The 579-nt window shown below is 57.2% G+C and carries 1 rRNA gene; it reads right to left on the bottom strand.

What is annotated here, in order from left to right:
- Positions 1-579 (bottom strand): 23S ribosomal RNA (locus AC27KL_RS28080); the annotation flags it as partial.

Genomic DNA, 579 nt, shown 5'->3' with positions numbered 1-579 from the left:
TGGGAAATCTCATCTTGAGGGGGGCTTCACGCTTAGATGCTTTCAGCGCTTATCCCGTCCGTACGTAGCTACCCAGCCATGCTCCTGGCGGAACAACTGGTGCACCAGCGGTACGTCCATCCCGGTCCTCTCGTACTAAGGACAGCTCCTCTCAAATTTCCTACGCCCACGACAGATAGGGACCGAACTGTCTCACGACGTTCTGAACCCAGCTCGCGTACCGCTTTAATGGGCGAACAGCCCAACCCTTGGGACCTACTTCAGCCCCAGGATGCGATGAGCCGACATCGAGGTGCCAAACCTCCCCGTCGATGTGGACTCTTGGGGGAGATAAGCCTGTTATCCCCAGGGTAGCTTTTATCCGTTGAGCGATGGCCCTTCCATGCGGTACCACCGGATCACTAAGCCCGACTTTCGTCCCTGCTCGACTTGTAGGTCTCGCAGTCAAGCTCCCTTCTGCCTTTGCACTCTTCGAATGATTTCCAACCATTCTGAGGGAACCTTGGGGCGCCTCCGTTACTCTTTAGGAGGCGACCGCCCCAGTCAAACTGCCCGCCTGACACTGTCCCCGTACCGGAT

This window comes from Paenibacillus sp. YAE3 (assembly GCF_057546105.1).
Note: the sequence above shows the minus strand (reverse complement) of the source record. Positions and strands in the feature narration are given on the sequence as shown.